Origin of the sequence: Phytohabitans sp. LJ34 (assembly GCF_052068095.1) — a bacterium.
GTDB lineage: Bacteria > Actinomycetota > Actinomycetes > Mycobacteriales > Micromonosporaceae > Phytohabitans.
On sequence record NZ_JBQHDG010000008.1, the window covers coordinates 66457 to 91522 of the forward strand.

The 25066-nt window shown below is 74.1% G+C and carries 24 protein-coding genes; 16 read left to right on the forward strand and 8 right to left on the reverse strand.

The window, feature by feature from the left end:
- Positions 1–39: 39 nt before the first annotated feature.
- The 4 genes from ACTMTJ_RS16160 (at position 40) to ACTMTJ_RS16175 (ending at position 4112) form a co-directional block, all read left to right on the forward strand.
- A complete protein-coding gene (locus tag ACTMTJ_RS16160; RefSeq protein ID WP_441217247.1) occupies positions 40–1191 on the forward strand; it encodes a sensor histidine kinase in 1152 nt (383 codons plus the stop codon).
- Complete coding sequence (locus ACTMTJ_RS16165) at positions 1188–1865, forward strand: response regulator (RefSeq protein WP_441217248.1); 678 nt, start codon at positions 1188–1190, stop codon at positions 1863–1865. The genes ACTMTJ_RS16160 and ACTMTJ_RS16165 overlap by 4 nt, the downstream gene beginning before the upstream one ends.
- A gap of 224 nt (positions 1866–2089) precedes the next feature.
- On the forward strand, positions 2090–3496 hold the full coding sequence (locus tag ACTMTJ_RS16170; protein WP_441217250.1) for a hypothetical protein: 1407 nt from the start codon (positions 2090–2092) through the stop codon (positions 3494–3496).
- Positions 3497–3536: 40 nt separating this feature from the next.
- Positions 3537–4112, forward strand: a complete 576-nt coding sequence (locus tag ACTMTJ_RS16175; protein WP_441217252.1) for a DUF5709 domain-containing protein — start codon at positions 3537–3539, stop codon at positions 4110–4112.
- A gap of 50 nt (positions 4113–4162) precedes the next feature.
- Here the strand turns inward: ACTMTJ_RS16175 and ACTMTJ_RS16180 are convergent, their stop codons facing one another.
- From ACTMTJ_RS16180 to ACTMTJ_RS16190, 3 genes are read right to left on the reverse strand one after another with little or no spacing between them, the layout of a single operon-like run.
- Positions 4163–4780 (reverse strand): DUF3618 domain-containing protein, encoded by a 618-nt coding sequence (locus ACTMTJ_RS16180; RefSeq protein WP_441217254.1) that lies wholly within the window; start codon positions 4778–4780, stop codon positions 4163–4165.
- Complete coding sequence (locus tag ACTMTJ_RS16185; protein ID WP_441217255.1) at positions 4777–5196, reverse strand: phage holin family protein; 420 nt, start codon at positions 5194–5196, stop codon at positions 4777–4779. Before ACTMTJ_RS16185 ends, ACTMTJ_RS16180 begins: the two co-directional genes overlap by 4 nt.
- A complete protein-coding gene (locus tag ACTMTJ_RS16190) occupies positions 5193–5873 on the reverse strand; it encodes a hypothetical protein (RefSeq protein ID WP_441217257.1) in 681 nt (226 codons plus the stop codon). The genes ACTMTJ_RS16185 and ACTMTJ_RS16190 overlap by 4 nt, the downstream gene beginning before the upstream one ends.
- Positions 5874–6044: 171 nt before the next feature.
- On the opposite strand from ACTMTJ_RS16190, the gene ACTMTJ_RS16195 reads away from it, so the two are divergent.
- A complete protein-coding gene (locus tag ACTMTJ_RS16195) occupies positions 6045–6443 on the forward strand; it encodes an STAS domain-containing protein (RefSeq protein ID WP_441217259.1) in 399 nt (132 codons plus the stop codon).
- A gap of 21 nt (positions 6444–6464) precedes the next feature.
- On the opposite strand, the gene ACTMTJ_RS16200 is transcribed toward ACTMTJ_RS16195, so the two are convergent.
- A complete protein-coding gene (locus ACTMTJ_RS16200; RefSeq protein ID WP_441217261.1) occupies positions 6465–7352 on the reverse strand; it encodes a hypothetical protein in 888 nt (295 codons plus the stop codon).
- Positions 7353–7495: 143 nt separating this feature from the next.
- Between ACTMTJ_RS16200 and ACTMTJ_RS16205 the strand changes: the two genes are divergently transcribed.
- The 6 genes from ACTMTJ_RS16205 (at position 7496) to ACTMTJ_RS16230 (ending at position 14739) form a co-directional block, all read left to right on the forward strand.
- Positions 7496–11275 (forward strand): CHAT domain-containing protein, encoded by a 3780-nt coding sequence (locus ACTMTJ_RS16205; protein ID WP_441217263.1) that lies wholly within the window; start codon positions 7496–7498, stop codon positions 11273–11275.
- A 70-nt stretch (positions 11276–11345) separates the two neighbouring features.
- Entirely contained in the window at positions 11346–11633 is a 288-nt protein-coding gene (locus tag ACTMTJ_RS16210; RefSeq protein WP_441217265.1) for an antibiotic biosynthesis monooxygenase family protein, read from the forward strand.
- A gap of 78 nt (positions 11634–11711) precedes the next feature.
- Entirely contained in the window at positions 11712–12851 is a 1140-nt protein-coding gene (locus tag ACTMTJ_RS16215) for a sensor histidine kinase (RefSeq protein WP_441217267.1), read from the forward strand.
- 94 nt (positions 12852–12945) lie between these two features.
- A complete protein-coding gene (locus ACTMTJ_RS16220) occupies positions 12946–13608 on the forward strand; it encodes a response regulator (protein ID WP_441217269.1) in 663 nt (220 codons plus the stop codon).
- Entirely contained in the window at positions 13605–13997 is a 393-nt protein-coding gene (locus tag ACTMTJ_RS16225) for a hypothetical protein (protein WP_441217270.1), read from the forward strand. The genes ACTMTJ_RS16220 and ACTMTJ_RS16225 overlap by 4 nt, the downstream gene beginning before the upstream one ends.
- A 91-nt stretch (positions 13998–14088) precedes the next feature.
- Positions 14089–14739, forward strand: a complete 651-nt coding sequence (locus ACTMTJ_RS16230) for a DUF2306 domain-containing protein (RefSeq protein WP_441217272.1) — start codon at positions 14089–14091, stop codon at positions 14737–14739.
- Here ACTMTJ_RS16230 and ACTMTJ_RS16235 read toward each other — a convergent pair.
- Positions 14657–15775, reverse strand: coding sequence for a serine hydrolase domain-containing protein (locus ACTMTJ_RS16235; RefSeq protein ID WP_441217274.1), 1119 nt, complete (start codon positions 15773–15775; stop codon positions 14657–14659). The genes ACTMTJ_RS16230 and ACTMTJ_RS16235 overlap by 83 nt on opposite strands.
- Before the next feature lie 122 nt (positions 15776–15897).
- On the opposite strand from ACTMTJ_RS16235, the gene ACTMTJ_RS16240 reads away from it, so the two are divergent.
- On the forward strand, positions 15898–16974 hold the full coding sequence (locus tag ACTMTJ_RS16240; protein WP_441217276.1) for a sensor histidine kinase: 1077 nt from the start codon (positions 15898–15900) through the stop codon (positions 16972–16974).
- Entirely contained in the window at positions 16962–17603 is a 642-nt protein-coding gene (locus ACTMTJ_RS16245) for a response regulator (RefSeq protein WP_441217278.1), read from the forward strand. Before ACTMTJ_RS16240 ends, ACTMTJ_RS16245 begins: the two co-directional genes overlap by 13 nt.
- 6 nt (positions 17604–17609) lie before the next feature.
- Here the strand turns inward: ACTMTJ_RS16245 and ACTMTJ_RS16250 are convergent, their stop codons facing one another.
- The gene (locus ACTMTJ_RS16250) at positions 17610–18512 is read right to left on the reverse strand and encodes a phytanoyl-CoA dioxygenase family protein (RefSeq protein ID WP_441217280.1); all 903 of its coding nucleotides are present in this window, start codon (positions 18510–18512) and stop codon (positions 17610–17612) included.
- A gap of 110 nt (positions 18513–18622) precedes the next feature.
- Here ACTMTJ_RS16250 and ACTMTJ_RS16255 point away from each other — a divergent pair, with 110 nt between their 5' ends.
- Positions 18623–19756: a low temperature requirement protein A gene (locus tag ACTMTJ_RS16255; RefSeq protein WP_441217282.1), complete on the forward strand. Its 1134-nt coding sequence runs from the start codon at positions 18623–18625 to the stop codon at positions 19754–19756.
- 225 nt (positions 19757–19981) lie between these two features.
- Complete coding sequence (locus tag ACTMTJ_RS16260; RefSeq protein WP_441217284.1) at positions 19982–21391, forward strand: endo-1,4-beta-xylanase; 1410 nt, start codon at positions 19982–19984, stop codon at positions 21389–21391.
- 48 nt (positions 21392–21439) lie between these two features.
- Here ACTMTJ_RS16260 and ACTMTJ_RS16265 read toward each other — a convergent pair whose 3' ends face one another.
- Together ACTMTJ_RS16265 and ACTMTJ_RS16270 are read right to left on the reverse strand one after the other, a co-directional pair.
- Positions 21440–22846, reverse strand: a complete 1407-nt coding sequence (locus ACTMTJ_RS16265) for a DivIVA domain-containing protein (protein WP_441217286.1) — start codon at positions 22844–22846, stop codon at positions 21440–21442.
- Between the two features lie 643 nt (positions 22847–23489).
- Positions 23490–23915 carry a cupin domain-containing protein gene (locus ACTMTJ_RS16270; RefSeq protein WP_441217287.1) on the reverse strand — a complete coding sequence of 142 codons (426 nt, stop codon included), beginning with the start codon at positions 23913–23915 and terminating at the stop codon, positions 23490–23492.
- Positions 23916–24110: 195 nt separating this feature from the next.
- On the opposite strand from ACTMTJ_RS16270, the gene ACTMTJ_RS16275 reads away from it, so the two are divergent.
- The gene (locus ACTMTJ_RS16275) at positions 24111–24875 is read left to right on the forward strand and encodes a helix-turn-helix domain-containing protein (RefSeq protein WP_441217289.1); all 765 of its coding nucleotides are present in this window, start codon (positions 24111–24113) and stop codon (positions 24873–24875) included.
- Positions 24876–25066: the final 191 nt, after the last annotated feature.

Consider the following 25066-nt stretch of genomic DNA (forward strand, 5'->3'; position numbering starts at 1 on the left):
GATGACGGCACGGCGTGCGCTGCCCTACCGTGAGCGACGATGAACCGGACACGCCGCCGCCGTGGCCCGTTCGCCCGCTGGCCCCGGGCGGCCGACGGGGTCCTCGCTGCCGTGCTGTTCCTGACGACGGTGTTCGTCACGGAGGGGCAGGGCGACGCGCCGGCGCTCCGGTCGATCACCGAGGTGCCCCCGGTCGCGTTCGTGGCCTACGCCGTCGCCGCGGCAGCGTTCTCCCAGCGCCGCCGCGCGCCGGTCGCGGTCCTCGGCGTGGCGGTCGCCTGCTGGGCGCTCGCCCTGCCGACCGAAGACACCAACGTGGGTCTGATCACGCTCTTCGGGCTCTACGCCGTCGGCCGCTACGCGGGAGACAGCCGGTGGGGACTGGCCGGCGTGGCCGCGGCGGTCGCCCTGCTCGTCCTCGACGGCCTCGTCCTGTCCAGCCCGTGGTCGGAGACCGCCTTCGGCGTCGTGTTCTTCCTGGTCATCTGGTACATCGGGCGGCGGATGGCGTCGCGCGAGGAGCGGGCCGCCCAGCGGCGCCGGCAGCAGGCCGACCAGGCGCGCCGGATCGTCGCCGAGGAGCGCACCCACATCGCCCGCGAGCTGCACGACGTGGTGGCCCACCAGGTGAGCATGATGACGGTGCAGGCCGGGGCGGCCCAGGCCGTGGCCGCCGCGGATCCGGAGCGCGCCCGCCAGGCGATGGCCGCGGTCGAGCAGGCCGGCCGCCAGGCCCTCGACGAGCTGCGCCACCTGCTCGGCGTACTCCGCCCGGACGCCGACCGGGGCGGCCTCGGCCCCCAGCCCGGACTCGCCGACCTGCCCCGGCTCGTCGCCCAGCTCGGCACGGCGGGGCTCGACATCGATGTCACCGACGGCCTGCGGACACCGCTGCCCACGCGGGTGCAGCTGTCCGCCTACCGCATCGTCCAGGAGGCGCTCACCAACGTGCTCAAGCACGGCGGGCCGGGCACCCGCACCGAGGTACGCCTGTGCGAGGACGGCACCGACATCACCATCGAGGTCGTCGACCACGCCCCGCTCGCCCCGAACCGCCCGCAGGCGCCCGGCCACGGCATCATCGGCATGCGGGAGCGCGCGACGCTGCTCGGCGGCAGCCTCGAGACCGGCCCGCGCCCGGAGGGCGGCTTCCGCGTCCTCGCCCGCTTCCCCCGCACGGGCGAGCCATGACGATCAGCGTCGTGGTCGTCGACGACCAGGCCCTGGTACGCGGCGGCTTCGCCATGATCCTGGGCGCGCACCCCGACATCGAGGTGGTGGCCGAGGCCGGCACCGGCTTCGAGGCGATCGACGCCGCACACCGGCACCACCCGGACGTCGTCCTCATGGACATCCGCATGCCCGAGCTCGACGGCCTCGAAGCGACCGCGCGGATCCTCCGGGAGGCCGACTGGCCGGTGCGGATCCTCATCCTCACCACGTTCGACCCGGACGAGTACGTCTACCAGGCCCTCCGCGCCGGCGCGAGCGGCTTCGTGCTCAAGGACATCCCACCGCGGGAGCTGGCCACCGCGGTACGCACCATCGCCGACGGCGGCGCCCTCATCGCCCCGTCGATCACCCGCCGCCTGATCAGCCGCTTCGCCACGCGCCCCGGCGTCAACACCGCCGTCGCCGACCGCCTGGAGCGCCTCACCGACCGCGAACGCGACATCGTCGCCGGCGTCGCCCGCGGCGCCACCAACACCGAGATCGCCGAGCGGCTCTACATCGGACCCGCCACGGTCAAGTCACACGTCTCCAGCATCCTCACCAAGCTGGGCCTGCGCGACCGCGCCCAGATCGTGGTCTTCGCGTACGAGAGCGGCCTCGTCGAGCCCGGCGCGTACGACATCGGCCACTAGGAGACCTCCACGAGTGGCCCGTCGATCGAGGGCTGTGCCGGGCCGGACCGGGTCGACCGGCCGGAGCTGTGCCCGCGGGAGCACGCGGTCCGCGGGTGACAGAGGACCGGGGGTGCGCCGGTCGCCGGGGGTGGCGCCGCGCCGAAACAACCGGCGGTCGACGTTTGGACCAGCGGATCGCGGCCATCTCGTGCGAGACCGGGCGACCTAAGAGGACGTGGGTGATGTTGGAGGAATCGGCACGGGCGACCGCGGCGACCGCGGCCACGCCGGATCGGGTCGTGTGCCCGGACAGCCTGACCCGGGTTCTCGTGACCGCCACCGCCCGGGCGCTGCACGGCCGGGACTGCGGCGACCTCGGCCGGCGGCCGATGGTGGCCCGCTACGGCGGCGTCCTGCCGTCCGGCGCGCGCCGGGCCGCCGCACGCCACGCCAGCCAGGCGGCCGTCCCCGTGGCGGCCACCAACGGCGTCGACGCCGACGAGGTCGCGCGGTGGGTCGTCGGCCAGTACCCACGCCGGCAGTACCCGTCGGTGGTCGTCGGCTCCCCGCACGGCGCCGCGGTGCACCTCGCCGCCGCGGCCGGCGTGCCGTGGCTACCCTCCGGCTTCGAGATGGCGGTGCGGTGGCCGGACGGCTCGCCCGACGACCCCAACGCGGCCCTCACCCACGGCGCCTCGGTGGCCGCCCGCCTGCTCGCCGCCAACCCGGCCCTCGCCATCCGCCAGGTGCACGACCCGGTGCTGCGCGGGGTGCTCGCCGGCTCCACCGTCTCCCTCCACGCCCGCTGGCAGCACCTGCCCGACCCGTACCGCGAGTTCCTCTCCGCCTACCTGAGCCGGGACGCCGCCGTGATCGTGGTCCGCGACATGCGGACCTGGCCGGTGCTCGACGTGGGCGCCGGCCACACGTTTCAGCTCGGCAGCCCGGCGAGCGGCCTGGACGCGGGTGAGTTCCGCACCGCCGGACCGCAGCTGTGCCAGGCGCTGCGCTACCTCGACGCGGACCGGGTGCGGTGGCGGCCGCCCACGATCTCCTGCCCCGAGCGGTACACGGAGACCGGCGTCGAGGCCGGCTTCGAGGAGAGCGTGCGCTCGTGGGCACGGGCCCGCCGGCTGCGCCTGCACCGCGTCCTGTACGCCGCCCCGGAGGCCTTCAGCGCGGCGGTCGCCGACCTGTACCGCCGGTGGCTGCGCGGCGCCGGCAAGACCGGCAACCGGCTCGTGGTGGAGAGCGGTCGCCTGCTCGACCCGGCGCAGGTGCTCCGCGCCGGCATGGTGCCGTACTGGTGCGAGACCCCGGCCAGCCGCGCCGCGAACGCCCTGTGCTGGTGGCTGGCCGGCAGCACGACGTTCAGCTCGATCGACGTGCTGGTGGACGGCTTCGGGGTGCCCACCGCGGCGACGGCCAACCCGTCGCAGTGGCACGCCGCCGCCCGCTTCGGCTCCCGTCGCGCGCACGTCGACCCGGCCGCCACCAACCTGGGCATGTTTCCGCTGCCGGTGCGGCACGCCACCGGCGTCCTGCGCGGGCAGGCGGCGGACCTGCCCACCCCGGCGCCGCTGCGCCCCGACGCCGCGATGGAGGCCATCGGCGAGTCCGCCGCCACGCCCGCGATCCTGGTGTGCTGAAGGGTCGTATAAAGGCGACCTCCCTGGGTAGGAGACCGGCATGAGCGACGAGTACCCGCACCTGCTCTCCGATCCCGAGGCGCTCGGCATCCCCGACGTCGCCGACGACGACTCCACCGCCCGCGACGAGGTCGAGACCGTCCGCGAGGCGGACGGCCCGGAGCCCGCCGCGATCCCGCTCGACCGGGACGACCGTCCCGAGGCGATCGACCGCTTCGGCACCACGGCCGAGGAGCAGCGCGAGGGCGAGTCGCTGGACGACAAGCTCACCCGCGAGACCGCCGACCCGGCGATGCGAAACGTCGGCGAACGCCGCGACGCCACCCCGTCCCCGATCGAGGCGGAGGCCTTCGACCCGGACCCCCTGTCCGAGGAGACTGACCGGGTGGACGACCAGACCCCGCTGGACGACACCGGCCCGGTCGACCCGCGTACCGACTCGCCGGTCTCCATGTACGACACCGGCGCCGGCACCGGCTCGGTGGGCCGGCTCGTCGAGCCGGACGAGGGCGTCCGCGCGGATACCGAGGGTTCGTCGATCGCCCGGGACGCCGGCGCGGCCGGCGGCGCGCCCAGCGCCGAGGAGGCCGCGATCCACGAGGTCGAGGAGCCGTAGGAACGGTCGTAGCCGGCCGGCGCCCCCGCGGGGTGCCGGCCGGCTGGCCGCTACGAGCGGACCTGGTGGCCCGCCTCGCGGACCTCGTCCCGGACGTCGTCGGTGGCCGACCGGGCTTCGTCCTTGACGGACCGCGCGGCGTCCTCGGCGGTCGACCGCACCGACTGGGCCGCCTGCTGCGCCGGCTCGCGCAGGTTGTCGCGCATCTCCTGAGCCACGCCGCCCACCTCTTCCTTGATGGTGTCCGCGTGGTCCTGCGCGACCGCCTTCAGCCGCTCGGCCGCTTCCTTCTCGCGCTCGCTCGCGGGCAGCAGCGACGACACGAGCCAGCCCACGCCGAACGCGATCAGGCCGGCCGCGATGGGGTTTCCCTCGGCCTGCCGCTTGATCTGGCCCGGGGCCGCGGCCGCCGCGTCACCGACGGTGGAGACCGCGGCGGACACCTTGTCGGAGGCGCCCGAGGCGGCCTCGCCGCCCTTCGCGGTCACCTGCGACGCGGTACCCATGACGGTGTCGCTCATCCGCCGGAACGTGTGCCGGACGCGCTCCTTGCGGTCGTGGACCATGCGCCGGGGGTCGGCCTTGTAGGCGAGCGCGTCGACGTCGTCGCTCAGCTCTTCCCGGGTACGGGCGATCTCCCGCCGGATCTGGTCGGGGTCTGTGCTCATCGGTAGCCTCCTGGCTCTGGCTTGAGTGCGTCGGGGATCTGCTTGGCGGTCTCCGCGGTCCGGGTCAGGCCGCGTACGCGGCGCATCTGGGACCGGGCCACCGCGTAGAGGACGGCGCCGGCGACGGCCCACACGAGCGCGACGATCAAAGCCGCCCAGCCCTCGTCCATCCCGTTCGCGAGCGCCCACCACAGGGCGATCGAGAGGAATAGCAGCACCATGTACCCGGCGAGACCGGCGGCACCGAAGGCACCCGCGGCCCGTCCCGCCTTGCCGGCCTCTTCGCGCAGCTCGGCCTTGGCGAGGTCCATCTCCTGGCGGACCAGCGTGGACAGGTCCTGTGCGACCTCGCCGACAAGCTCGCCGAAGGAGCGCTGCGCCGGGTCGGGCTGCGGCTGGTTGACGGCGGTGCTCATAGCCGCGCCTCGCCGGGCAGCACCGGGTCGATCGGCCGGTCGTCGGCACCGGTCACCGGCGTGGCGATCCCCGGTACGCCACCGGACGCGCCGCCGGCGTACAGGGTGCCGGTGCCCTCGCCGGAGTCGATGCCGCCACCGGAGCCGGAGTCGGTGCGGCTACCCGACCCCGAGCCGGCACCGGCCGTCAGGCCGCGGGTGAGCCGGCCGGCCAGCACGCCCAGCACGGCGGCGCCAGCCAGGAAGGCGCCCGGGTGCTGGCGGGCGTACCGCTTGACCTCGTCCAGCACGGCGCCCGGTTCGCGGCCCTCCAGCCAGCCGGCGACCTGGTCCACCGTGCCCGAGGCCCGGCGGGCCAGCTCGGTGGCCGGCCCCGAGCCGCCGCCCTGGTCGGCCATCCGGCGCAGCTCCTCGCCGACCGACCGCAGGCCGCCGGCGGCGCGCCGCTGCTGGTCGCCGACCTGGCCGCGTACCTGCTCGCGCGCCTCCGCGTAGAGGTCGCGGGCCTGGTGGCCGGCCTCCTCCGCGACCTGCCGGCCCTGCTCCGCGGCGGTGCGCAGCACCTGACCGCCACTGTCGGCGGCGGTCTGCCCCACGTTCACGGCTTGTTCCTTCGCCACCTGCGCGGTCGACTCATGGTCGCCCGAGGGTGAGCGCGACGTGGCAATGTCCGTCATCACGTGCTCCCTGCTCATCAGTTGGGGGTGAGGACGGGGTGGCTACCCCCTTCGGTCGGTTCCATTCACGGCGGGTGTGCCAGTTGCGTTTCCTGCCACAACCTTGTTTGACCTCACCTGTCCGCGGGCAACCACGCCGGCACGAAACGGGGGTTGATCATGGGATGGGTGATGAACGACAGCCTGCACGCCGACCGGCGCCGGTATCCGGCGGGCGACGCCTACGGTGAGCTGGGGCTCGCCGTCGACGTCGAGGAGCGCCACGACGTCAGCGTGGTAACCGCGCGAGGCGTCATCGACTTCTGGAGCGTCGGGCCCATGCAGGAGCGGCTCAACGACGCCCTCCAGGCCCACCCGCGCGTGGTACTCGACCTGCGCGACGTGTCATTCGTCGACTCGACCGGGCTGGGCCTGCTGCTCTCGGTGCACGAGCGGGCGGAGGCCGGCGGCGGCTGGCTCCACCTCGCCGCCCTCAACCCGATCGTGAAACGGCTCATGCAGACCACGGAACTGGATCGCCGCTTCCACGTCTACCCCACGGTCACGGCCGCGACCGCCTCCCTCGGCTGAGCCGCGCCCACCCGGAGCTGCTCAGCTGGTGCCGTACCGCTCGTTGAGCTCGCGGTACACCGCCAGGACGGCTTCGACCTCGTCGGCCAGCGCGAGCCCGGAGTCCGGCGTGCCCAGAACCTCGGCCGGCGCCAGGCTGGCGAGGGTCTGGTCGACCCTGCTGGTCACCTGGTGGATCTCCCGCTCGCGGATGAACGTCTCGCTGGCGACCGCCGTGGCCTCCAGGCCCGCTATCTTCCGCGCGACCTCCGCGTCGAGGTCGGACAGCGCCTGGACCAACCGCTCGCGCTGGCGGTGCAGCTTGCGCACCGCGGGGTTGTCGGCCGGCAGGCCGTAGTGTCGCTGCCGGCCGAGCTCGTGGATCAGGCGGCGCACCTCCTGCCGCTGGTTGAGTACCTTGGCGATGTCGAACAGCGCGGACGCCAGCAGCCGCTCCGCGGCGCCGGTGTCGACCATCCCGGCGAGGGCCGGCAGCGTGCGGCAGACCCGCTTTCCGACGGTGACCGCCGTCCACAGGTCGCGGCGCTCCCGGTGGTCGACCAGCAGATAGCACTGCTCCGCCCATCGGTCGGACTCCGGTGCGAGGATCCGGCCCGGCCGCCGCTGTGCCCCTTCGAGCTGGCCGGACACGATCAGGGCGGCCACCCCGAACAGTGCCGGCACGAACGTCCACGCGGTGCCGAAGGCGGCGAAGACGGCCGCCAGCACGAACAGCACGATGCTGAGCACCAGCACCTGCTGCGCCTTCGTGAAGCCGGCCGGCGCTCCCCCGGGAAAGAGCTCCGCGACATGCCCCCACCGGTAGGTGCGGACCCCGCCACGTTCGACCTTCAACGGCCGCGTCGAGACGACCGTCACCGCGGGATCATGGCCGATGTACAGCGATGGTGGATCCAGAGCCGTCACCACCGACGCACTCCTCGTGTCGTGGGTGTCCGAGTCTAGTCCTCTCGCGAAACCGGCGGCCGGTACGTCGAGCGCCCGTACCCGGCTAACCTCCGGCCGCCATCCGTCATATGTTGAAGGAGCCTCTTTGCATCGGCGGTGAACGAATGGGCCAGCACCCGGAGCCGGCGGCTCAGCCGTGGCCCTACTGGATGCTGCGCTTCATCGCCTCCAACGGCGACGAGGACGCCTACTCCGACCTGGTCTGGTCGGTGGCCGGATCCCCGCCCTACGGCGGCGTCGGCACCGACGAGGCCGATGCCGTCTACGAGCTGCTCGAGGCGTACGTGGGGCCCGGAGTCGCCGGCGCCGACCGGTACGACAGGGTTTCCCGGCTGGTCGACGGGCGGCCCGACGCCGTGCTGGCGCTCGCCGCGTTCCGCGTCCACGACCGGATCGCCAGCGACCCCGACGGCTTCGACCCCGCCGACGTGGCGTCCGGGCGGACGCTCGCCGCGGAGGCCGGCCACAGCGGCCTGGCCACGTATTTCGACCTGCTCGCGGCGGAGGTCGCGCTGCGTAACGAGCGCGTCACGGTGGCGAAGGATGTGCTGCTCGCCGTGCTGCCGCGGCTGACCGCCCTCGCCGCCGGCGACCGCGCCTATGTCGGGCAGGCCCGCGTGGTCGCGCAGAACGCCGCCGCCGTGGCCGCGATGGTCGGCGACACCGACCGCGCGCGGATCGCCACCGCCGTCATGGAGGTGCTCGCGGCCGACCCGGGGCTCGCCGCCCGGTACGCGACGGACCTCGTCGCCGCCCCCGACTTCGCCGCGCTGTCGCGCCAGGGTGCCGATTTGCTGCACGCCGGCGACCTGGCGGGCGCGGTCGACCGGTTCACCCGGGCGGAGCAGGTGGCGCGGGCGCAGGGCCTGGAAGCGGGCCTGTGCGCGCTGCTCGGCGAGAAGGCGATGGCGTACGACCGGGCCGGCGACACCCGGGCCGCGATCGAGACGTACGACCGCGCGATCGAGCTCTGCCTGCGGTACGGCGACGTGCTCAACCTCAGCCGGTGGACCGCCAACCTGGTCGGCCTCCTGGTCACCGGCGGCGCGCTCGACGAGGCCGAGCCACTCCTCGCCATGATGCGGGACGCGGCCGAGCGCACCCGGCGGCCGGAGCGGCTCGCGACGGCGGAGAGGTACACGGCGGCGTACCTGACCGCGCGGGAGAGCTACGCGGAGGCGGCCGACCGGCTGGTCCGGGCCGGGCAGCACGCCGGCGACGACCCCGCCCTCGCCGACGCGGTGCGGCGGGACACGGTGGTCACCCACTTCGCGTGGGCGGAGGCGCTCTGGCGGGAGAACGACCGGGCACCGGCGGCGGCCGCGCTCCGGACGGTGGTACGCCTCGCGGACCCTACGAGCGCCGACGAGTGCCCGCTCGCCGTCCGCGCCCACCTCCTGCTGGCCGAGCTGCACGACGCACCGGCTCCCGACGCGCCGCCGGCCGCCTACGACGAGCCGGCGGCCTTTAGCGAGCCGGAGGTTTACGACGAGCCGGCGGCCGATCAGCCGCCAGCCTTCGACGAGCCGGCGGCCTACGACGAGCCGGCGGCCCACGACGAGCCGGCGGCCCACGACGAGCCGGCGGCCCACGATGAAGCGGCGGCCTACGACGAGCCGGCGGCCCATGATGAACCGGCGGCCCCAGATGAGCTGGCGGCCTTCAGTGAGCCGGAGGTTTACGACGAGCCGGCGGCCTACGAGGAGCCTGTGACCGATCAGCCGGCGGCCTTCGACGAGCCGGTGCCCGAGCCAGAGACCGAGCCGGAGACCGAGCTGGTGCCTGAGCCGGAGAGCGAGCTCGACCGGCTGGAGCGGGCGTGGCTGGAGACCGGAGAGCCGGCCACCGGCGTGGCCCTCGGCCGGGAGCACGCGCTGGCCGGCAGCGCGGCCGCGGCGATGGCGGTGCTCGACGCGGTGCGCGGCCGGGTCGAGTCGAGCGGCGACGACGAGCTGCGGATCGCGCTCCTCACCGCGGAAGGGCTCGCCCACCGCGCCGGCAACGACGCCTCCGCCATGCTCGTGAGCCTGGGCGACGCGCACCGGCTCGCCCTCGCCGGCGACCCCTCACCGGCCGGGGTGGCCGCCACCCACCAGTGGGGCGTGGCGCTGGCCGCGGCGGGCCGGGCCGGCGAGGCGGTCGAGGTGCTCGAGGGATGCCTGCCCCGGGTACGCGCGCTGGGTGGACACCCGACCGCCGAGGCGTTCCTCGGCCAGGCCCTCGGCCAAGCGCTCCACGCCAGCGGCGACGCCGCCGGAGCTGAGCGGGTGCTCAGCTGGGTGGCCGAGATCTTCCGCGCCGACGGCGACCCGCACGGGCTGGGCCGGACGATGGCGATCCGCGCCGACGTGGCCCTCTCCGTCGACGACCTCGACGCCGCGCGGGAGCATCTGCGCAGCGCCGCCGACCTCGCGGAGGAGGCCGGCGACCTTGCCGCCCACGCGGCCGCGACGAGCTCCCTCGCCACCGTCCACATGGGAGCCGGCGGCCTGGCCGAAGCGGTGGGCTACTACGAACGGGCGGCGGGCGAGTACCGCGCGCTCGGCGCGGCCGAGGAGGAGCGCACCGCCCTGCTGCACCTCGTGGAATGCCACCTGCGGCTCGGCGACACCGGCGCGGCCGAGGCGGTGCTCCAGCCCCTGCTCGCGCCGGACGCGCCGGTCATCATCACGCTCGCCAGCCGCACGTACTTCCTCGCCGCGCTGCTGCGGGCCGAGCGGGGCGACTGGGCCGGCGCCCGCCCCGCGATCCGGCAGTACCTCGACACGCTGTCCCGGGACGCCGGCGGCGACCGGGCGTACGAGCTGGGCGGCGCGGCGGCGGTCCGGGCCGGTGACGCGACGTTCGCGGTGGAGGTCGCCGAGGCGCGGCGGGCCACGTCCGTCCGGAGCACGGCGCTGCCCGCGCTGGAGGAGATGACGGCGGTGCTGCCGCCGGGCGTGGTCGCCGCCTACGTCGACCTGGCACCCGCCCTCACCGTCCTCTGCGCCGGGCGCGGCGGGTGGACTGCGATCAGCGAGCGTCCCGCCGTCGCACCGGACGACCTCCCGGTGGCGACCGGCGCACCGCTCCCGTCCGGCCGGCTGGACGCCATGGGCCGGCTGCTCGGGCGCGAGCTGTGGGCGCCCGTGCTGGAGCTGGTGCCGGAGGGCACGACCGGCGTCGTACTGCTGCCGTCTCCGCGCCTTGCCGGCCTCCCGCTGGCGGCGGCCCTCCTGCCCGACGGCCACCACGTAGGCGAGCGGATCCGCGTCTCCTACGCGCCCAGCCTCGCCCTGCTCCGCCAAACCGGGGAGCGGCCGGCGGCGCGGCGCGGCCTTGGGCAGGCCGTGACACTGCCCTTCCTGCGGCGGCAGGCGGCGAGCCTCACCTCGGACGTCGCCGGGCCGGTTACCACCCTCGCCGGCGCCGAGGTCACCGTGCCGGCGGTCAGCGAGCTGCTGCGGGCGTACGACGTGGTGCACCTCGCCACCGACGATCCGGGGCTCAGCGTCCCGGGGCCGGTCGACGCGTCGCTCGTCGTCCTGTCCGCCGAGGCGGTCGGCCCGCCCGAGGCGCTCCTCGCGGCCGGCGCGCGGCAGGTGATCGCGACACATTGGACGGTCGGCGACCTGCCGGCCGCGCTGCTCGTCGGCGAGTTCTTCCGGTGCTGGCACGACGGCGCGGTCCCGGCGGCCACGGCGCTGGCCGCGGCCCAGAAGTCCATGCGCGCCGAGATGTCCAACGCGGACGTCGTGAAGATCCTGCGGCAGTGGGCCGCCGCCGAACCAGCCGACGACGCGCTGAACGCCACGCTGGCCGGCTGGGAAAGCCACGCGGACGACACACCCGCTTTCGCCGGCACGGTCGACTGGGCCGCCTTCCACCTGCTCGGCCTCCCGTAGCCCGCGCACCGGGCGTACACTGACGGCGTATGCGACATTTCGGACACCCATGCGGGTCGGGGGGTTCATCATGACCGCGAAGCTCATCGTCCAGCTCCATGTCACCGACTACGACCGGTTCAAGTCCGTCTTCGACGAGATGCGTCCGGTACGCAAGGAGCACGCCGCCACCGCGCATCGGCTCCACCGCGGCGTGGACGACCCGAACAGGGTCGTGGTCGTCACCGAGTTCGCGACGGCCGACGACGCCCGCGCCTTCACGCGGAGCGCGGCGTTGAAGGAGGCACAGCAGCGCGCCGGCATGGACGCGCCGCCGGACTTCCTGGTGTGCGAGGAAGTAGAGACCGACACCTACTGACCGGGCCCTCGCACCGGGACAAAACAGTCGTACTTTGGGCCGATCTGGAGTAGGACCGCCCGTTCGTACCATGGGACCGTGCATCCACGTCTGCGCGCGTTGCTGGAGGAGCCGCGGGTCCCCGACGCCCCGGCCCGGGTGTGGCGCGACTGGGTGCTCGTCGCCGTGTTCGCGCCCGCGATCGTGCTGGAAGGGATCTTCCGGCCCGACCTGGAGTGGCGGGCCGGCTCCGTCGTCATGGGGCTGGCCCTGCTGCCCACACTGCTGTGGCGGCGCACCCACCCGCTCGCGACGGTGGCGATCGCCTTCGGCGTGACCGCGGTCGCCCCGTTCGTGCTGCCCGGCGACCCCTGCGTCATGTACACGATGACGTGGTTCCTGGTCCTGCCGTATGCGCTGCTCCGCTGGGGCGGCGGCCGGGAGGCGGTGATCGGCTCGGCCTTCGTCGCGGCGAAGGTGGGCCTCTCCGCCCTGGCCGGCACGATCAGCATCGGCGAGATGATCGCCGGCTTCGCGGTGATGTTCGGCGTCTCCACGCTGGGCGCCGCGCTCCGCTTCCGGGCCAGCGCGCGGGCACGCGAGCGCGACCGGGTCAAGCTGCTGGAGCGCGAGCGGCTCGCCCGCGACCTGCACGACACCGTCGCGCACCACGTGTCGGCGATCGCGATCCGCGCCCAGGCCGGCATCGCCGCCTCGGCCACCCAGCCGGACGCCGCGGTCGACGCGCTCCGCGTGATCGAGACCGAGGCCTCCCGCGCGCTCGCCGAGATGCGCGCCATGGTCCGCGTCCTGCGCCGCGACCAGCCCGCCGACCTCGCGCCCAGCCCGCGCGTCACGGACATCGAGCGGCTCGCCGGCCGGTTCCGCGCCGGGCCCGCCGTCGACGTGGAGATCCGCGGCGACCTCGACGACCTGCCGCCGTCGGTGGGCTCGGCCATCTACCGGCTGGCCCAGGAGTCGGTCACCAACGCCCGCCGGCACGCCCGCCACGCCACCCGCATCGAGGTCAGCGTCGCCGCCGACGACACGTCGGTGCGCCTGCGGGTCAGCGACGACGGCGAGGCCAGCGCCGCGCGCCCGTCCGGCGCGCCGGGGTTCGGCCTGATGGGCATGATGGAACGCGCCGACCTGCTCGGCGGCACCTGCGCGGCCGGCCCCAACCCCGACCGCGGGTGGACCGTCACCGCCGTGCTGCCCCGCACCGGAGCGGCCGCGTGAGCGAGCCGGCCGGGGTGGCGTCCGGACCAGGCTGCCCCGCCGTGCCGCGGCGAGCGACGAAGGCGCCGCACGAGCGAGCGAACCAGGAGACACAGTGAGTGTGCGCGTGCTCGTCGCGGACGATCAGGAGATCGTCCGCACCGGCCTCACCATGATCTTGAACGCGCAGCCCGGCATCGAGGTGGTCGGCGAGGCGGGCGACGGGCGGCGGGCGGTCGAGCTCGCCCGGCGGCTCCGCCCCGACGTGTGCCTCTTCGACATCCGCATGCCGGGCATGGACGGCATCGAGGCCACCCGGGCGCTCGCCGGACCGTCGGTCGCCGACCCGCTCGCGGTGGTCGTCATCACGACCTTCGACCTCGACGACTACGTGTACGCGGCACTGCGCGCCGGCGCCCGCGGCTTCCTGCTCAAGGAGGCCGGCCCGGCCCTGCTCGCCCAGGCGGTGCACGCGGCCGCCGACGGTGACGCGCTGATCGCGCCGAGCGTCACGACGCGCCTGCTGAAGGCGTTCGCCGACGCGGGTCCGGCCGCACCGCCGGCGCAGCCGATCGAGGCGCTCACCGACCGGGAGGAGCAGGTGCTCGTCGCGGTGGCGCGGGGGCGCACCAACAAGGAGATCGCCGACGAGCTCTTCATCACGCTCAGCACCGTCAAGTCACACATCACCAGCCTGATGACGAAGCTGGGCGTGCGTAACCGGGTCGAGATCGCCATGTGGGCGTACGAGACCAACCGCACCCGGGCGCGTGGATGACGGCCCGCGGCCGCGCGCTGATCGGTGTCGTCCTCGCCGCGGTGCTCGTCCTCGGCTGCTTCGCGTACCTCTGGCAGCGCACCGACCCGGCGGAGGGCGCGGCGCGCAACTACCTCAAGGCGCTCGCCACCGGCGACGGCGAGCTGGCGTGCACGCTGGTGACGGAGCCGTTCGGGCAGGAGCTGGCCACCCGCCACTCCGTGGGCGACTGCCCGCGGGGCGTCGACGCGATGCTCGCCGGCCTCTCCGGCGCCCAGCGGGAGAAGGTCGGCGACGCGCGCCTCAGCGGCGACGCGGACGCGCTGACCGTCGGGGCCAACCCGCTGGGCATCACCGTGCTGCGGGTCACGAAGGTCGGCGACGAGTGGCTGGTGACCGGTGATCGCTGAAAGTACGACCGCCGGGCCCGACCATAGGCGAGCCGGATCGCGGCCCATGTACCGATGAGGCGCGGCAGCCGCGGCGGCGACGATCGACGGCATGACGAGGCGCGAGTGGCGGCTACCGGCCGCGTTGATCCTGTTGAGCCTGGTGCCGGTGATCGCCGGAGCGGCCCGGGTGACCGAGCTGGGCACCGGCCCCGAGGTGACCGCGGGCAACGCCCGCTTCGTCGCCGACCCGGTGCCGGTCGTGCTGCACATCGTCGGCGCGGTCGTGTACTCGATCCTCGGCGCGTTCCAGTTCGTGCCGAGCCTGCGCCGCCACCGCTGGCACCGCCGGGCCGGGCGGATACTCGTCCCCTGTGGACTGACCGTCGCGCTCAGCGGCCTGTGGATGACCTTCGCGTACGACCTGCCGGCGCACGACCACGGCGTGCTGACCTGGATCCGCCTCTTCTTCGGCTCCGCGATGGCCCTGTCGATCCTGCTCGGCCTCGCCGCCGCGCTGCGCCGCGACTTCACCCGGCACCGCGCGTGGATGGCCCGCGGCTACGCGATCGGCCTCGGCGCGGGCACCCAGGCGTTCACGCTCGCGCCCTACATGGTGGCGACCGGCGAACAGCCCGGCGCGAACGCCCGCGCCGGGCTGATGCTCCTCGCCTGGCTGGTCAACCTCGCCGTGGCCGAGTGGTTCCTGCGCCGCAGAGCGCGCCCTCGACAAGCGCGTCGGCCGCTTGTTGTTGCTGGGTGAAGTCGGGGTGCGTGCCGTTCACGGAGAGGACCACGCTGCGCCGGCCGTCCGCCGTGACGCCGTTGTCCGTGATGTAGCCGGCCCCGCCGCCGGGGTGTCCCCAGTAGACACCGCCGCACGGGAGTGGCCGCCGCATGAGGCCGAGGCCGTAGCGGGCGCCGGGCAGGATCTCCGCCAGGCCCGGGTCGACCGGCACGGTACGCGTCATCGCGGCGAGCTGGGCCGGCCGCAGCAGCCGCCCGCCGAGCAGCGCCCGGAAGAACGTGTTGAGGTCGCGGGTGGTGGACGTGATCGCCGCCTCCGGGTCGACCACCACCTGCTCGGTGACGTCGAACTGCCGGCCGGTGTCGAGGATCTGGTACCCCCGCGCGTGCGGCCGCGGCACCTCGGGTGACAGGCCCGGCCAGGACGTGGCGGTCAGCCCGAGCGGCCGCACGACGCGGCGCTCGACCTCGGTCCACCACGGGTTGCCGGTGACCCGCTCGACGATCATGTCGACCAGGATGTAGCCGACGCTGGAGTAGCCCCACCCCTTGCCCGGCTTGAAGTGCGGCCGGTGCGCCATCGCCCGCGCGACGAGCTGCTCCGGCGTGTAGACGTCGTAGCGGTGGCGCAGGAAGTCGGCCTCGGTCGTGTAGTCGGGGAAGTCGTCGTGGATGCCGCTCGTGTGCTGGAGCAGGTGCCGCACGGTGATCCGCCGGCCGTCGTTGCCGTTGCCACGCACCACGCCGGGCAGCCACCGCTCGACCGTGTCGTCGAGGCGGAGCCGCCCCTCGCCGACGAGCTGGAGGGCCACGGTGGCGACGAACGCCTTGCCGGTGCTGGCGATCCGGAAGCGCCCCTCGGGCGGCACCGGGCGGCCGGCGCCCAGATCGCCGAAGCCGCTCGTCGCGACGTGGTGGCGCCCGTCCTCGGTGACGAGGCGGGCCTGTGCGCCCGGCAGGCCGAGCGCGTGTATCGCGTCGGTGTGCCGCTGGAGGTCGGTGGGCGGCGTGGCGACGGCCGCCACCGCGAGCAGAGCGAGAAGGGTTCGCATGCCGGCTCACGCTAGGTGCGGCGGTGGGCCCGATCCGATACCGCCAGCGACCCGTCGGAAGGTAGCGCTGGCTGTAGTGCGGGGCGGGCCGCCGCCCTGGTAGACGTTTACGGGTGCGGCGAGTGCGGACGGCGACGGTGTATCTGGTGGTGTCCGTGGTCGCGTTCCCGCTGCGCCGGCGCTGGGCCGCGGCGCACCTCCGGCGGGCGGCGGCCCTGCGCGGTGTCGACCCGCCGCCACCGACCGCACGCCTCGACCGCTACCTGCGCTGGCTCGCGGCGCACGTGGTGATCGGCGTGCCGGCCGGGCTGCTCGCGCTCTTCTGCCTCGGCAACGCGCTGGTCGCCCTCGTCGCCGCGCCGCTGTGGTGGATGTTTCCGGCCGGCGACCCGCTCCGCCTGCTCGTCGAGGTGCCGGTCACCGGCTGGGGGCGGGCGCTGGCGCTCGGCGCGGCCCAGCTCGCGATCCTCGCCGCGGTGGCGGCCGGGGTGTTCCCGCCGCTGGCCGCGCTGCACGCCCGGCTCACGCTGGCCGCGCTGGCCCCGTCGGCGGCGGAGCGGCTCGCCGAGCGGGTGGCCGAGCTGACCCGCACCCGCGCCGACGTGCTCGACGCGCACGGTGCGGAGCTGCGCCGCATCGAGCGCGACCTGCACGACGGCACCCAGGCCCGGCTTGTGGCGATCGCGATGCGGCTGGCCGTCGCCCGGCAGGCGCTGCCCGACGCGCCGCCGGCCGTCGCCGACCTGCTGCGGCAGGCGCACGAGGGCACGGAGGAGGCGATGACCGAGCTGCGCGCGGTGATCCGCACGATCTACCCGCCGATCCTCGCCGACCTGGGCCTGGCCGGCGCCCTGCACGCGGTCGCGGCGCGCGGCGGCGTCCCAGCCGACCTCGACGTCGGCGACCTCGGCCGGATGCCGGCGGCGGTCGAGGCGGTGGCCTACTTCGCGGTCACCGAGGCGCTCACCAACGTCGCCAAGCACAGCGGGGCCAGCCGCGCCACCGTCCGGGTGCGCCGCGCCGGCGACCGCCTGCTGGTGGAGGTCCGCGACGACGGCGCCGGCGGCGCCCGCGAAGACGGCGGCACCGGCCTGGCCGGCATCCGCGGGCGCACGGAGGCGCTCGACGGCCGGCTCACCGTCACCAGCCCGCCCGGCGGGCCGACACTCGTGGAGGTCGAGCTGCCGTGCGGGTCGTGATCGCCGAAGACAACGTGCTGCTCTCCAGCGGGCTGGAGCTGCTGCTCGGCACCAAGGGCTGTGAGGTGGTGGCCGTCGCGACCGACGCGGAGGCGTTCCTCGCCGCGGTCGACGCCCACCGTCCGGACGTCACGATCGTCGACGTGCGCCTGCCGCCCGGCTTCCGCGACGAGGGCATCCGCGCCGCGATCGAGGCCCGCCGCCGCCATCCCGACCTGCCGGTGCTGGTCCTTTCCCAGTACGTCGAGCAGGCCTACGCCACCCGGCTGCTCGCCGCCGCGCCCCGAGGCGTCGGCTACCTGCTGAAAGACCGGGTGAGCCGGGTCGACGAGTTCGTCGACGCGCTGACCCGCGTGGCCCGCGGCGGCACCGCCCTCGACCCGGAGGTGGTCGCCCAGCTGCTGACCCGCGGCGACCCGGTGGCCACGCTCACCCCACGAGAGCGGGAGGTGCTCGCGCTGATGGCCGAGGGCCACGACAACGACACGATCGCGGCCCGCCTCTTCGTCACCGGCAACGCCGTGCACAAGCACATCGGCAACATCTTCACCAAGCTCGGCCTGTCGCCGGACGACGGTGGCCACCGCCGGGTCCGCGCCGTCCTCGCCTACCTGGAGGGGCGGCGCTGACGCGCATCACACCGCCTGGAGCACCCCGTCGAAGAGGGGCCGCACCTCGGGCGCGAGGCGCTCGTGCAGCTCGCGGTCGAGGTTGAGGTCGAGCTGGCCGTAGTTGTGCGTCAGGCCGTCGCGGAAGTAGCAGATCGCGAGCATCGTGCGCGGGCTGTCGGTGTGGTTGACCGTGCCGCGGTGCATCAGCGCCGGGTCGCGGATCAGCAGGTCGCCCGGCTCCAGCTCGACCCGCCGCGACGGAAACATCGCGGCCAGCGCCTCGAAGTCCGGGTTGCGTCCATCTTGGACGGTGTCGTCGTAGCCGAGCCCGCGCAGCACGTCGTCGCGCCACAGGTGGCTGCCGCACGGCCAGATCTCCAACGGACCGTTGTCCAGATCGCAGCGGTGCAGCGGGATGTTGACGATGTATCCGCGCGGCTCCCACGACAGCCCCGGATCCATCTCCCGGTGCGGCGACTGGATGACGGCGCCGGCCAGGCACGTGTCGCTGGAGACGAACTTGCAGTGGAAGTCGTCCCGCAGCGCGCCCCGGATCAGGCCCATCGCGAACGGGTTGGCCAGCAGCCACGGGCTGTCGAACGGTGACCGCAGCCGGGGGAAGATGCGCCACCGGTGGTTACGCTCCCAGAAGACCGCCTGCGACTCGCGGCCGACCCGGCACGTGATGCCGGCCATCTCCAGGCTCTCGCCGTCACCGCTGGCCACGCAGTCGGCGAAGACCTCGTCGAACGCGGTGTCGGCCGCGCCGACCACTGTGGACGGCAGCGCGCCGCGCAGGACCACGCAGCCGCGCGTGTGCAGCAGCAGCGTGGCCAGGCGCGCCTTTTCGGGGGAAAGCTCACCGGCGGCGAGCTCTTCGGGGGAAACGACGACGTCAACGTCCTGCCCAGGCGTTTCCGTGTCCACGACACCTCCCTGCATCGGGGCCGCCGTTCACGCTAACCGCCCCGCCCTGAACGCGGCTGGAACCCGGGTTGAAGCCCGCTCAGGCCGGCCGGTACCTATGCTCCGTTGGCATGACGCGTACGCGGTGGCGGGACAACGGCGGCCCGGCCCAGCAGGTGACACCGGTCGAGGTCTTCTTCGACGTGGTGTTCGTCTTCACGCTCACCCAGCTCACCCGGCTCCTGGAGGAGCACCTCACGCTCACCACGGTCGGGCAGGTGCTGCTGCTCTTCGGGATCCTGTGGTGGATGTTCGACGGGTACATCTGGCTCGCCAACCACGTGCCGCCCCGCCAGCCGGCGCAGAAGCTGCTGCTCTTCGTGGGGATGGCCGGCCTGCTGATCGCCGCGGTCGGCATCCCGCACGCGTTCGACGACACCGGGCTCGTCTTCGCGGTCGGCTACCTGGTGACGATCTGCGTACACCTGCTGCTCTTCACCCAGGCGGACGTCGGGCGGGGACTGCGGCCGCTCGCGGCGTACAACCTCTGTGCCGCCGCGCTGCTCGTGGCCGGCGGCTTGGCGGGCGGCGCGGCGCGGACGGCGCTGTGGGTGGCGGCGCTCGTCCTACAGATGGTCGTGCCCTACGTGGCGCCGCGCCACTCGTGGGTGGGCGCGGCCCGCTCGTTCCACCTGGTCCCGGGCCACCTGGTGGAGCGACACGGGCTGCTGGTGATCATCGCGCTGGGTGAGTCGGTGGTGGCGATCGGCATGGGTGTCGACGTGGACCACCTGGGCGCCGGCACGCTCGCGGTGGTCGTGCTGGCGCTGGCGCTGCCGGCGGGGCTGTGGTGGACGTACTTCACCGACGCCGGCGCCGCCGAGGAGACCCTGGCCCGCACCGAGGGCGGGGCCGCGGTCCGGCTGGCCGTGCGGCTGGGGCTCGCGCTCGTCCCGCTGCTGCTTGGCATCGTGGTCACCGCGGCCGGGATCCACGCCGCGGTCGCCCACCCCGGCGACCACGCGCACTGGCCGGAGGCGCTGGCGCTGGCCGGTGGCGTCGCGGCATACCTGGCAAGCGTCACGGAGACCCGGCATGCGCTGGGTGTGCGGCCGCTGTGGCGGCGCCTGCTGACAGCCGCCGCCGTGCTGGCCACCGTCCCGATCGGCACGCAGGTCAACGCCGGGCTCCAGCTCGCGGCGATGGTGCTCGTCGTCGCGTTCCCGCTGGTCCTCGAACGCGGCCGCCACACCAGGGCAGCGTGATCCATCGGAGGGCTTGGATTTACCGGAAATCTTCCGTAACCTGAGCTGGATCCGGGCCGGTGGTCCGGACAGTCGTGCGGATCGAGCACAACGGGCCTGGCGGAGTGGCACCCCGGCCGATGTCGCCGTCCCCGGCGCGGGCAGACGCGCGCGGGACGGTCCCCACATGGTCGCGTGGCCCCCCGTGCCATCGCGGCACCCACCCCACGTGCGAAAGAGGCAACGATGACACAGCAACTCCGGCGGAAGCGGACGCGGATAGCCGCGACCTGGTCGGTGGTCGCGGCCGGCCTGGCCGCCGCGGCGGCGATGACGATGGTGATGGCGGGCACCGCCACGGCCGCGACCACGCTCGGCGCTTCCGCGGCGCAGACCGGCCGCTTCTTCGGCACGGCGGTCCCGGCCAACAAGCTCAGCGACTCGGCGTACGTGACCATCCTGAACCGCGAGTTCAACCAGGTCACGCCCGAAAACGAGATGAAGATCGACGCGACCGAGCCGAACCAGAACCAGTTCAGCTACGGCAACGCGGACCGGATCGTCCAGCACGCCCGCTCGCAGGGCATGTCGGTGCGCGGCCACACGCTGGCCTGGCACTCGCAGCAGCCCCCGTGGATGCAGAGCCTGTCCGGCACCGCCCTGCGCAACGCCATGAACAACCACATCACCCAGGTCGCCACCCACTTCCGCGGCCAGGTGTTCGCGTGGGACGTGGTCAACGAGGCGTTCGCGGACGGCGGCAGCGGCGCGCGCCGCGACTCCAACCTCCAGCGGACCGGCAACGACTGGATCGAGGTGGCGTTCCGCACCGCCGACGCCGCCGACCCCAACGCGCTGCTCTGCTACAACGACTACAACATCGACAACTGGACCGACGCCAAGACCCAGGCCGTGTACCGGATGGTGCAGGACTTCAAGCAGCGCGGCGTGCCGATCGACTGCGTCGGCCTCCAGTCGCACTTCACCGGTGGCTCGAACTACCCGAGCAACTACCGCACCACGCTGTCCAGCTTCGCGGCGCTCGGCGTCGACGTGCACATCACCGAGCTCGACATCCGCAACGCGCCGGCCGACGCGTACCGCAACACGGTCCGGGACTGCATGGCGGTCGCGCGGTGCAAGGGCATCACGGTGTGGGGCGTCCGCGACTCGGACTCGTGGCGCTCGGGTGAGGCACCGCTGCTGTTCAACGGCAGCGGCCAGAAGAAGCCGGCCTACGACGCGGTGCTCGCCGAGCTGAACAACGGCGTCCCCCCGACCACCCCGCCGACGACCGCCCCCACCTCGCGGCCGCCGACGACCCCGCCGACCACGCCGCCCACCACCCCGCCGACGCAGGGCCCGGGCGGCTGCACCGCCACCGTCTCGCTCAACTCGTGGCAGGGCGGCTTCGTCGCCACCGTGCGGGTGACCGCCGGCTCCAGCGGCACCAACGGCTGGTCGGTGTCGATGACGCTGCCGTCCGGCGCCGCTGTCACCAACGCGTGGAGCGCCAACCGCAGCGGCAACAGCGGCCCGGTCACCTTCACGAACGTGAGCTACAACGGCCGCATCGCCGCCGGGCAGACGACGGAGTTCGGCTTCCAGGGCACGGGGGTCGGCACCGGCATGACGCCGACCTGCTCCGCCAGCTAAGAGAGAAGTCCCCGGTGCGGAGGGGTCGCCCTCCGCACCAGGGCTCGGCTACTCGGCCGCCCGGTGTCCGGGCTGCGCCGGCACCGCGCCGTTTCGGTGCTCGCCGTCGCGGTCCGGCTCGACCTGGCCGTTGCGCGGGCCCGGCTCGAAGAGGCTGCGCGCGGGCGCCGGCACGGGGGCGGGGGCGGGGGCGGGCGCCGGCTCGGCGGCATGGGCCGGCTCCGGGGCGGGCACCGCCTCGGGCGCCTCCTCCGCGGCCGGCGCGGGCTTCTGCCGCGGCGGGCCCACCTGCGGGTACTCCCCCGTCTGCACGTTGCTGGCCGCGGCCGCCATCACCGCGGCGGCGGCGAGGTCGGCGACCCGCTTCGCCTCGCGCTGCACCCGGGCGCGCACCTCCTTGGCGTGCCGCTCGGCGGAGTCGGCCGCGCCGCGGGCGTGCTCCAGCCGGTCGAGCTCGCCGGCCAGATCCTGCCGCACCGCGCCGAGCTGCTGAAGCAGCTCGGCCACCTCGCGCTCGGCGACGTCACCGTCGTGGCGCACCTGGGTGAGCTGCTGCTGCCCGCTGTCGAGCTCGCTCTGCATCTGGGCCAGCGCCTGCCGGCGCATCTGGATCTCCTGCTGCACCATCTGGAGCTGCTGCTGGTGGGAGGCCTGCTGCTCGTCGGCCCGCCGCCGGATGTCGGCGGCGTGCTGCTGCGCCTCGGCCAGCAGGGTGGCCGCGCTCTGCTCGGCCTGTGACCGCTCGTCGGCCATCTTCGCCTGCGCGGCGGTCAGCTGCTCGTTGAGGTCGCGCTCGGCGGCGGTGCGCCGGTCGCCGATCTCCCGCTCCACAGTGGCCTGCCACTGGGTCAGCTCCTGGCGGGTGTTGGCCCGGGCGGTGTCGATCTCCTGCTGCGCCTGCGCCCGCGCCGCCTCCAGCATCGCCTCGGCGTCGGCGCGCGCCTGCTCGGCCCGCTGCGCCGCCTCCTCGTCGACCTGCTGGGCCGCCTGAAGGCTGCGCTCGTGGGCGGCCTCGCCGGCGGCCCGCACCCGCTCGGCCAGGTCACGGGCGTCCGCGAGGGCCTTCTCGGCCTGCGCGTCGAGGGCGGCGGCCCGCTCGGCGGCCGCGTTGACGAGCAGCTCGCCCTGCTTTTCGGCGAGCTCGATGATCTGGTCGACCATCGTGCCGAGGTCGCGGAACGACGCCTTCTCCAGCTGCCGCGGCCGGTCGCGCAGCTCGGTCAGCTCGGCGTGCAGGTCGGCGAGCTCGGCCCGCTGCTGGTGCAGCTGGCCGGCCATGTCGCGCACCTGGGTCAGAGCCTGGTCGCGCTCCCGCTTGACGGCGGACATCCCGCTCTCCGCCTGCGCGACGAACCGGTCCACCTGACTCTTGTCGTAACCACGAAGGGTGATCTGGAACCGCTGCTGGGACGCCGCGCCCTCGGGCGCCGCGACCGCCTCACCACGCTGGGACATGCGCATCCTCCCAAACCGACGGACAGAGGGCCCGGGCCGCCGGCTGAGGGGGTGGCGACCCGCCGCCCGCAAACGCTACCGTCACCGCGCCGCGAGCCATAGCGGGGTGTCACCCGACCCCAAACGGCACGTCCGGCGGCTGGAGATGACCTTCGATGAGGTCTACGGTGCCCACCGGAGAGGCCCAACTCCCTAGAGACCGTTCGGATCCGGGGTGTTTCCCCTTCGTCAGTGGCCGGAGACATATTTGCCCACGTCCGCGTCAGCTGTAGACCGTTTGCTCCCGCGGGCACCGTTCCCGGCCGGCGGCTCGCGGCGCTCGCCGAAACCCCCGGCCGTCCACTGCCAGGTCCGCGGGACAAGCCCCGAAGGCGGTCTTCGCGGGCGCTACCTCCGCCATCCTGACGCACCGTAACCAGCCCGGGGCCAGGACTTGCTTTCCCGGATCGCCGATCCGGGAACAGACATTGTGGACAAACGGCGGCCACCGCCTGGCTCGAGCCCGTCACCCCGCCCTCTTTCCTGCCGGCCGGTTGCGCGCAGGGTGAGCGCGACCAACGGCGGACGGGTGAGGCCGCGGGAGCAGCGGTCTGGACCACGACGGACGTCGCGGTAGCCCAAATCTCTCGTCGCCGAGGACGGGTCAGGTTTCGCAGGGCGGTGCGGGGGCGTCCACCGCGAAGGGTGCGCCCGCCGGGAGGATGTAGAGCGCGTCCAGCACCAGCGGGGTCGGGCCCTCGTTCCGTCCGATATGGACGTTGCCGGGTCCGGCCGGCTCCCGTACGACGTCGCCCTCGCGGTAGACGTGGTCGACCTGGCAGTCCGCGCCGTAGTGGGTGAGCGTGCCCGCCACCACCACGGCCGACACGGGTCCGTCGTGGTAGTGGTAGCCGGTGTCGCCGCCGGGCGCGATGGTGATCCGGCGCAGTGCGACGCGGGTGTCGCCAGCGGTCCTGTCGAAGGTCGCTGTGGCGCTGACGCCGGTGGGCGGGGTCGCCCGCGCCGGCGTGCCGGTGCCGGGCAGCAGCGCCGCGGCGGCGACCACGGCGACCCAGGTGGAAGGCTTCAACGATCCTCCGTCGAACTGTCGGGGCCGCAGTGTCAACGGACGACCGGCGTCCCGGGACGCGCGAGCCGCGCCCCACCCGTCCGGGTCGTCGTGATCGACGAGTGGCGGGAATCGCATTCGCGTTAAGTGGTACTTGACGGAATCGGGCCGGTGGGACGGTAACCTACACTCGACGATCTGGATCAGGAGGTGGTCGTGGCGGCGTCGGCGGTGCCCCCGATCGGTGCGCGGCTGCGCGCCGAGCGCATCCGCCGTGGGGTCAGCATCCGCGCCCTCGCCCGCGACATCGGCGTCTCGGCGAGCCTCATCTCCCAGATCGAGACGGAGAAGAGCAGCCCGTCGGTCAGCACGCTGTACGCGATCTCCACCGCCCTCGGCATCTCCATCGAGGAGCTCTTCGGCCCGCCGACCGCGGGCGAGACGGCCGACCCGCCCGCGGCGGCGGAGGCGACGGGGGTCGCGGAGGCTGGCGACGGGGTCGAGGTGGTGCGGCTGCCCGCGTTCGCGGCGGCCGGGGACGCCGCCGCGGTCCGGGACGGTCCGGCGACGGCCGCGCTGCTCACCGCGGCGCTCGCCGCGGCGGGCACGGGCGGGTCGGTCGAGGTGGCCGGCAAGCGGGTCGGCCCGGTGATCACGCCGGACGAGCGCGAAGTGCTGACCCTCGACTCAGGGGTCACCTGGGAGCTGCTCGGCCGGATGCCGCACAAGCACGTGGAGTTCCTGCTCATCACCTACCAGCCGGGCGGCACGTCGTCGAGCTCGGGGCTGCTGATGCGCCACTCGGGCATCGAGTTCGGCTTCGTGATCAGCGGTGAGCTGACGCTGTCGCTGGGCTTCGAGACGCACAAGCTGCGGGCCGGCGACGCGGTGTCGTTCGACTCGTCCAACCCGCACGCCTACCGCAACGAGAGCACCGAGCCCGCCGTCGGCGTGTGGTTCGTGCTCGAGCGCTGGGCCTGAGCGTCCACTCAGTCCGCCGGGTAGGCCGGCGCGTGCGTCCGGGCGTTCACAAGATCGCAACCGGTGTAAGTGGTATTGCACACGTGTGAACTAGCAGCTTACACTCCGGCCCTAAGACAGCTCGGAAACCGGGCTGACCCCCACCCGAAACACACGCCTACACCCCACTCACTAAGCCGCGACGTGACCCG